The 7553-nt window shown below is 34.3% G+C and carries 8 protein-coding genes; 1 reads left to right on the top strand and 7 read right to left on the bottom strand.

The genetic code is table 11. The annotated features are described in order from the left end of the window. Positions 1–85 precede the first annotated feature (85 nt). Positions 86–1090 carry a bifunctional oligoribonuclease/PAP phosphatase NrnA gene (locus Q0A18_RS04320; RefSeq protein WP_292008944.1) on the top strand — a complete coding sequence of 335 codons (1005 nt, stop codon included), beginning with the start codon at positions 86–88 and terminating at the stop codon, positions 1088–1090. Here Q0A18_RS04320 and Q0A18_RS04315 read toward each other — a convergent pair. From Q0A18_RS04315 to tilS, 7 genes are all read right to left on the bottom strand, one after another. Further along, positions 1085–1879: a patatin-like phospholipase family protein gene (locus Q0A18_RS04315; RefSeq protein WP_292008943.1), complete on the bottom strand. Its 795-nt coding sequence runs from the start codon at positions 1877–1879 to the stop codon at positions 1085–1087. The two genes, Q0A18_RS04320 and Q0A18_RS04315, sit on opposite strands and share 6 nt — an antisense overlap. A gap of 25 nt (positions 1880–1904) precedes the next feature. Further along, positions 1905–2732: a hypothetical protein gene (locus Q0A18_RS04310; protein WP_292008942.1), complete on the bottom strand. Its 828-nt coding sequence runs from the start codon at positions 2730–2732 to the stop codon at positions 1905–1907. 9 nt (positions 2733–2741) lie between these two features. After that, entirely contained in the window at positions 2742–3524 is a 783-nt protein-coding gene (locus Q0A18_RS04305) for an alpha/beta hydrolase (RefSeq protein ID WP_292008941.1), read from the bottom strand. A 17-nt stretch (positions 3525–3541) separates the two neighbouring features. Continuing rightward, positions 3542–4054, bottom strand: a complete 513-nt coding sequence (locus Q0A18_RS04300) for a hypothetical protein (protein WP_292008940.1) — start codon at positions 4052–4054, stop codon at positions 3542–3544. Between the two features lie 64 nt (positions 4055–4118). Continuing rightward, on the bottom strand, positions 4119–4646 hold the full coding sequence (locus tag Q0A18_RS04295; RefSeq protein WP_292008939.1) for a biopolymer transporter ExbD: 528 nt from the start codon (positions 4644–4646) through the stop codon (positions 4119–4121). Between the two features lie 187 nt (positions 4647–4833). Beyond that, complete coding sequence (locus Q0A18_RS04290; protein ID WP_292008938.1) at positions 4834–6900, bottom strand: thioredoxin family protein; 2067 nt, start codon at positions 6898–6900, stop codon at positions 4834–4836. After that, the coding region (gene tilS, locus Q0A18_RS04285; protein ID WP_292008937.1) for a tRNA lysidine(34) synthetase TilS at positions 6890–7553 on the bottom strand (664 nt) is incomplete at its 5' end. The genes tilS and Q0A18_RS04290, both read right to left, overlap by 11 nt.

The raw sequence follows: 7553 nt of genomic DNA, 5'->3' as shown, positions 1-7553 counted from the left end.
ATAACAGAGTTATATATAAATTGGTTTGAGATCATGGGTCAAGATATGGATAAAAGATATATCTTTGGAAACTCAAATTTAAAGAATGTTTACACCCGCAGAACTTTTAGAGATCAATGCTCTACTTACACCGGAAAATAAAATAGTAATTCTTACTCATTATAATCCGGATGGTGATGCTGTAGGCTCAAGTCTTGGACTGAAACATTATCTTAAAGCTAAAGGAATTCATGCAGAAGTGGTGGTGCCTAACGATTTCCCTAAATTCTTAAAATGGATGCCCGACGCTAAAAAAAATATCATAGCAGAGTACAAAAGAAAATATGCTTTTGACTTGGTTAATGATGCAGATGTTATTTTTTGTCTGGATTTCAATTCCCCTTCCAGAATAGGACTGGTAGGAGAATGGCTGACGAATGCAAAGGCAAAAAAAATATTAATAGACCATCATCAGCAGCCTGAGGCTTTTGATTATGTATATTCTGATACGGTAATTCCGGCCACTTCCCAGATGATTTATCATTTTATAGAAGCGATGGAAGATGAAAAATTAGTCAATCAGGATATTGCTGAGTGTTTATATACGGGAATCATGACCGATACAGGAGGATTCCGTTTCAGATCTACAAGCGCAACGACACACAGAATTATTGCTAATCTTATAGAAAAGGGAGCTGATCCGGCATTAATCACCTCTAATACATGGGATACGAATACGGTTTCCCGTCTTCATTTATTGGCTTTGATTTTAGGAAGGATTGAAGTGGTATGTAATGAAAGGGTAGCAGTGTTATACCTTACCAGGGAAGAGCTGAAAGAGTATGGTTTTCAAAAAGGAGATACGGAAGGTTTTGTTAATTACGGATTAAGTATTCTCGGAGTGAAAATGGCTGCGTTTTTTATGGAAGACCTGTATGAAGACTTTATAAAAATTTCGTTCAGAAGTAAAGATGATATTGATGTTAATCAGTTTTCGAGAAAGTATTTTAACGGAGGAGGACATATCAATGCAGCAGGTGGGAAATCTTATGAATCATTAGCTGATACTATTACTACTTTTAAAAAGAAAATCGAAGAAGATCAGTTATAAATTCTTTTTATAGCCCCTTTCTTCCAACTCCTCACAGGTGTAGTCATAAACTTTTAAAAACATCTCATCTAAAAATTTCTTGTTGAATAAACTGAATTTATTCATTCCGGGCGGATCTAAAAAGATGTCGCAGGAATTTGCTTTCATGTATACTGATTTGGCGATAGCTAGATGCAGTATTCTATCAAATTCTTTCATTAAACTCATAGGGCTGAGTTCGTCATAGCTGATAGAATTAACGTGTGAACCAATTAAAAAATCACATTTATCAATAATGGGCTCGATAGGAAGATTGTCCAGTACTCCTCCGTCCACATATAATTTATCCCCGATTTTTACAGGTGGAAGTACGAAAGGAACGCTTGAAGAGGCAAGTAAGGGTGCAAAAAGAGGCCCTTCTGAAAAGAAATCGACAATCCCGTGTGTCATTTCTGTAGCAGTTACATATACGGGAAGTTTTAAAATTTTAAAATCATCTTCAGGAAAATGATCGGTGAATAATTTGAGTATAAAACTGGAACTGAAAATCCCGTTTTTTGAAAGTCTCAGATATGACCGGGAAAAAAAGGTATGACTCTTCACGATCTCCATCATTTCATCCGGAGTTTTCCCAAAAGCATAAAATGCTGCAATAATAGAACCTGCGCTGGTTCCTGAAATGATATGAGGTTTTAAATTATATTCTTCTAATGCTTTTAGAACAGCAATATGAGCGACTCCACGCATTCCGCCGCCAGAAAGGGTTAATCCTATTACCGGTTTTCTTTTTTTGAAAGAGAATAGCCCCATAAATATTTTTTAGGTTAATTACTCGTTATGGTTCATCACAGTTCGAATCAATTTTTATAAAAAGAGCATCAAAGGCTTTCTGCATTTTTTCATCATAGGATACCCGGGGAATGTGTGAATTACTACAGTTTCCCCATCCAAAGGTTATTAAGTCAACAATGGCATAATCTTTCCAGTCAGGAGAACTAAGGTGCTCATTGAAATCTCTCATGATTCTTTCCGGATCAGCATTTCTTTTGCTCATTTCTTCTCTGAGTTTTTGCCATTCATCAGCCATTTGACTTTTATCACCGTTTAAAGCCAGGGAAAAGTTCTCACAGTTTTTGGATAATTTATGATGTAAAAGAACAGAGGGGTCAGAATAAGCCATAATCTGAGTTCTTTCAACCTCATATTCCTGGAGGAGTTCCTGGTAGCGTAACTTTTTTATGTTTTGCCAGTAGGGAGTGTTGGCTACTTTCAGATTCTGTAATAAGGCTTTCTTCTCTGCAAATTCTTTGTCCAGCTTAGCAAGAATCTCAATTTTATTGGCTCTTACTTCATTTAAACTTGTCAATGAAAATACCGATGGGGAATTGATTAAAGTTCCACTTAGTTCAAACCAGAGCTTATAAGTTCCTTCTATTTCTTCCCTGCTGTATTTGTTTTCATCAAAATAACCTTCATTATCACATAATTCTGTTACAAAATGGAAGGCACTTTCCCGGCTTTTAGATGATGCCAGGGAATCTTTTACAATTGCAGAGGATTGATGAATCGTGTCATTTCGAGAATGATCCAATGCAGTGGGAGATTTTTTTTTGCAGCTGACAAGTAAAACGCTTAAAGAAAGGGATACAACGGCAATTCTCATAGGTATTATTTATAAGATCAGATTTTTAGGCATATTATGAAGTAACTCTGTATTGATAATTTCAGCACAGATGGATGGCTTTTCCCAGTGCCCATTGTGACCGCAGTCCAGAATATAAGATTTGATATTTGTTCTGTCTGGCAGAGCATTAATCATAACATTGGTTTTTACCGCGTTATCATGCTTTCCGGCAATAATCAGGATTTTTGCTTCCAGATTCTCCAGCACATGCTTCTTATTTGTTCTCTCTACCATTCCCTTAACACATGCTAAGGCTCCCAGATTATTGGTAGATAAGGCGATTGCAGTAGCTATTTCTATTTTACCTTCCAGTATATCTCTTTCGTTGGGATTAAAGAGATTGGGAACCCCTGCTCTGGCATAAGTAGGAAAAGCTTCCTGTATAATTCTGTAGCTTTTTATACGTAGTTTTTTCTTTTCCTCATCATCAGGAAAATATGTAGAAAAAAACAAAGTGAGACTTTTCAGCGACTGAGGGTATTTTTCAGCGAAAGCAAGAGAAGTATAACCTCCCATAGAATGCCCCAATAGATGGACTTTCTCCAATTTTTGGCTGTCCAGTGTTTTTTTAACTTCCTCGGCCATTAATTCCATAGTATGGACTTCACTTATTATTTCCGACTGTCCATGTCCGGGAAGATCAATTTTTAATAAAGTGAAATCTTTAGAAAGGTGAATTTCCAGATCATTCCATATTGAAATATTCTCCATAAAGCCATGAAGCAATACTAAAGTCTCAGGTCCGTCTCCTTTTTTCTCAAAGTTCAGCATAACCGTTATTATATTATTTAATAATGTATATCAATATAATCTACAAATCCTGAAGAGTTAACCATATCCTGGAGTCTCCAGGTTTTTCCGCCATCTTTTGACAGAAAAGTTTTTGTTCCTTTTCGGGTATAAACTTTTCCGTTATCATTTTGAGAAATGCTTTGTTTGATTTCTCCTGTAAAATTCATATGCTTGTCGGATATGATCTTCATATATCCTTTGATTTCCACGAAATTCTTTCCTGATTTTATATTTCCTGAAACCTCATATCTGTCTCTTTCTACTTTTTTGAACTCTACAGATCCTGGTTTAGAAATAAGGTTATGAGTGAATTTGTGACTTCCGTTAAAATCCTTGAAACGGTTTTCATCGTTTTTAGCTCTGATGCTGTCATTAATCTGAGTTCGGACAGCATTGATAGAGTCAATGATTTTAGTGCTGTCAACTCCACTGGAAGTAGACCGAGTATCTTTCTTGGAGCAGGAGGCAGCCAGTATTGAAAAAGTGATAAGAATTATGATTTTTTTCATCAATAGATATAATTATAGTCTCAAAAATAAATAAAAAAGAGCATTTTAAAATGCTCTTTTTTATTTATTTTGTAAGCTCTTGGTATATTTTCTTTTCCCAAGGCTTGATATCGGAGACGCCATATGGTTCCTTTTGGGAAAGGGCGATGTTATCGAGCATATCAACAAAGTTTTTATAATTGGATTCATCTGTCGGCTTTACAATGACTGTGAATATTTTCTGCTCGGGAGCATTGTTATAAGCTTCTGAAATAATCTTTGAAATCTGGGTTCCGTCAAAATCGGTTTCCTTTAGATTGGTTGTATTTAACTCATTAGCATTGCTCTGATGATAAAATACTCGATTATTCTTTCCAATGATGAAGGTGATCTGATTTTTGTCTTTTATAACAGTAGGGTCAATTTTGTGAGTAGGATCTTTTGCAGGAAGACCTAAATCCATGACATTAGGTTTAGTGAAACTTGCTGTCATCATAAAAAATGTAATAAGAAGAAACCCTAAATCTACCATTGGAGTCATGTCAACTCTTATAAATTCTCTTCTTCTTGAACTTTTTCCGTTTTGTTTTTCTTGTACGATTACTTCAGCCATGATCAATATATTTTAAATGTTGGTGTTTTTGAATAAATATTAAGAATATAATCTTTATTTATTTAAAAACATACAAAGTTTATACCTAAAATTTAAAATTGTTGATGTGTTGTTATTTTTAAAAGTGAATGTGTTTGTTGTCAAGTATTTAAAAAAGCCTTAGTGATAAACTAAGGCTTTTTTGTTATTATTTATTCTTTTTATAATAATTGACACCACACTCCAGAAACTTTTTGAAATCTTCCTTCGGCATATATCCCGAAACCGGTGAGTTGATCACTTTTCCATCTGGAGTTACCAGTACATAGTGAGGTTGGGAGTTATTATTAAAGTTAACCTGCTGAAATAAGCTCCAACGGTCTCCAATTGTTTTTACTTTTTTAATTTGTCCATCTCCTAGATCAATTTTAGTTTGTTCTGCTTCTGTAAGTTCTTCTTTATCATCTACATAAAGAGAAGCCAAGACAACATCATTCTGTAATATAGGTAAGATGTCCGGTTCGCTCCATACAAATTCTTCCATTTTTCTGCAATTTTCACAACCATAACCTGTGAAATCGATCAATATCGGTTTATTTTCTTTTTTTGCAGTTTCTATTGCTTTAAAGAAATCATGTTCCGGATGCATTCCAAGAATTCCATCATTTTCATCATGGAAATAACTTACATTGAGTGGAGGAAGAATTCCGCTTAATAACTGAAGCTTCGGACGGTCAGAAGGAATTAACCCCTGAATCAGATAAATAACAAATCCTATTCCCAGTACACCTAAAACTTTTCTTGTTAATGAAATCTTAGGTTTCTTATCATCGTGAGGAAACTTAATAATACCGAATAAATAAAGGATAAGTCCAATCGTAATGATTACCCAGATTACGATAAATAACTCACGTTTTAATAAGAATGTTTTCGAAACAAGGTCTGCTTTGGATAAGAACTTTAAGGCTAGAGCTAATTCTACAAATCCCAGCACTACTTTTACGGTGTTCATCCATCCTCCCGACTTTGGTAAGCTCTGTAAAGCTTGAGGGAATAAAGCCAGTAGCCCAAATACGATAGCCCACGCAAATCCAAATCCTGCCAGAGCAAAAGTAAGAAGCATAGGCACATTGGATGATCCTGTTACTGCACTTCCCAGTAAACTTCCTAAAATAGGCCCGGTACAGGAAAAAGAAACAATAACCAGTGTTAAGGCCATAAAGAAAATTCCTATAATTCCTCCAGCTTCTTCAGCTTTAGATGATTTATTGGCAATTGAGCTTGGCAATGTAATATCATAATATCCGAAAAAGCTTCCTGCAAAAAATAAAAATATGATAAAGAAGGCTATATTGAGCCAGATACTGGTAGAAATTTCATTAAATATATTTCCGGCAATTCCATCTATTAAATGGAAGGGAACACTTAATAAAACAAAAATGAAAAGAATGAAAAATCCATACATCAAAGCGTCTCTTTTCCCTTTGGCTTTGTTTTTATTTCCTTTTGTGAAGAATGATACCGTTAAAGGGATCATAGGAAAAACACATGGAGTCAATAAAGCAATTAACCCTCCAACAAAACCTAATAATAAATAAGTCCAGTAGTTTTCACCCATTTTCGTAGACGCGGTTCCACAATCTGTCAAAGGATGCTGGAAATCTAATGTTTCAATTTTTAATTGTTTAGGATCCAGTTTTGAAGCTTCTGTAATGGTAATTTCCTTTTTCTTAGGGTTTTCAATTACTGCTACTGTTGTTTTCGCTGAGTCTGTAACTTTCTTTATTTCTTCAGTAGTATTTTCCTCAGTAGCTCCTTTTGGAGTTATCTTTTGGTTGAATTCTAAAGTATTGGGAGCCAGACATACCCTGTCATCACAGGTTTGATAAGTGATTTCAGCAACTACATCTGCCGGTTTTGAAGGATCTTTAAGCTTGAATTTTTGTTTAAATCCTGCAGAATTGGAATAATATACGATCGTTCCTCCGAAAGCTTCAGAGAATTCTTCATGTTTTTTTCCTACTTCTTTAAATTTTCCAATGAGTTCAATATTTTTACCCGAAACAATATATTCAGTTGGAATTCCTGTGTCTGGTGGTAAATCTTTAGAGTAAATATGCCATCCGCTTTCCAGGGTAGCATTTAAAACAGCTTCATATTCATTGTTTCCTAATTCATTGACTGTAAATTTAAATTTCACAGGATTTTTGATCTGAGCATTAGCTGCCGAGAATATAAATAATAGAATTAGTAAAAACCAGTTTTTAAATTTCATGTTTTTCTTCATTAAAAATTTGGAGAACATACTTTGTTTCCTCATCTCTTGTGTACCTTCTGTCCTGTCTCAAAGGGATAATTCCAAGAACAGAATTATCACTGTCTGTGAGTAGCCAGATTTTTTGCTTTGCTAAAATAGATAATTTTTCGTCCCTAAAAAATTTGGAGACTTTCTTTTTTCCTGAAAATCCCGTTGGATAAAATAAATCGCCTTTCTCTTTCTTTCTTAGTTTTAGTGGGAAGTGTATTTTCTCAACATCCAAATCCCATCCAAAAGAAGTATTGATTTCTTCAATATCCTCAATTATGTTTTTTAAATCGAGACTCATTTGTTTTTTTGAAAAATCGAAGTGTTTCATTAAAACAATTTCTTCTTCAAATGTTGGAGGTTGATTTCTTTCAGTGATAATAAGCTCATTCCTGTGGATAATTAATTGAAAATTTTCAGAGAAAAAAGAACTTCCATTCCCGGCTTTAAAAATTTTGGTAATTTCCTCATTTTTATTAAAACCATATTTCTTTAAGATTTCAAATTTTACAAAATCGCTTTCAGAAGTGAATTTTTCTTTATCAAAAACTTTATTTTTCTGATCAGGAATTAAAAGTTTATTTTCAATTTCATAAATTTGGGCTTCTACGAAATCTTTAGTT

The organism is Chryseobacterium sp. (genome assembly GCF_022712095.1).
Lineage (GTDB): Bacteria > Bacteroidota > Bacteroidia > Flavobacteriales > Weeksellaceae > Chryseobacterium.
The sequence above is the reverse complement of the archived record's forward strand: the minus strand, read 5'-3'. Positions and strand labels throughout refer to the sequence as shown.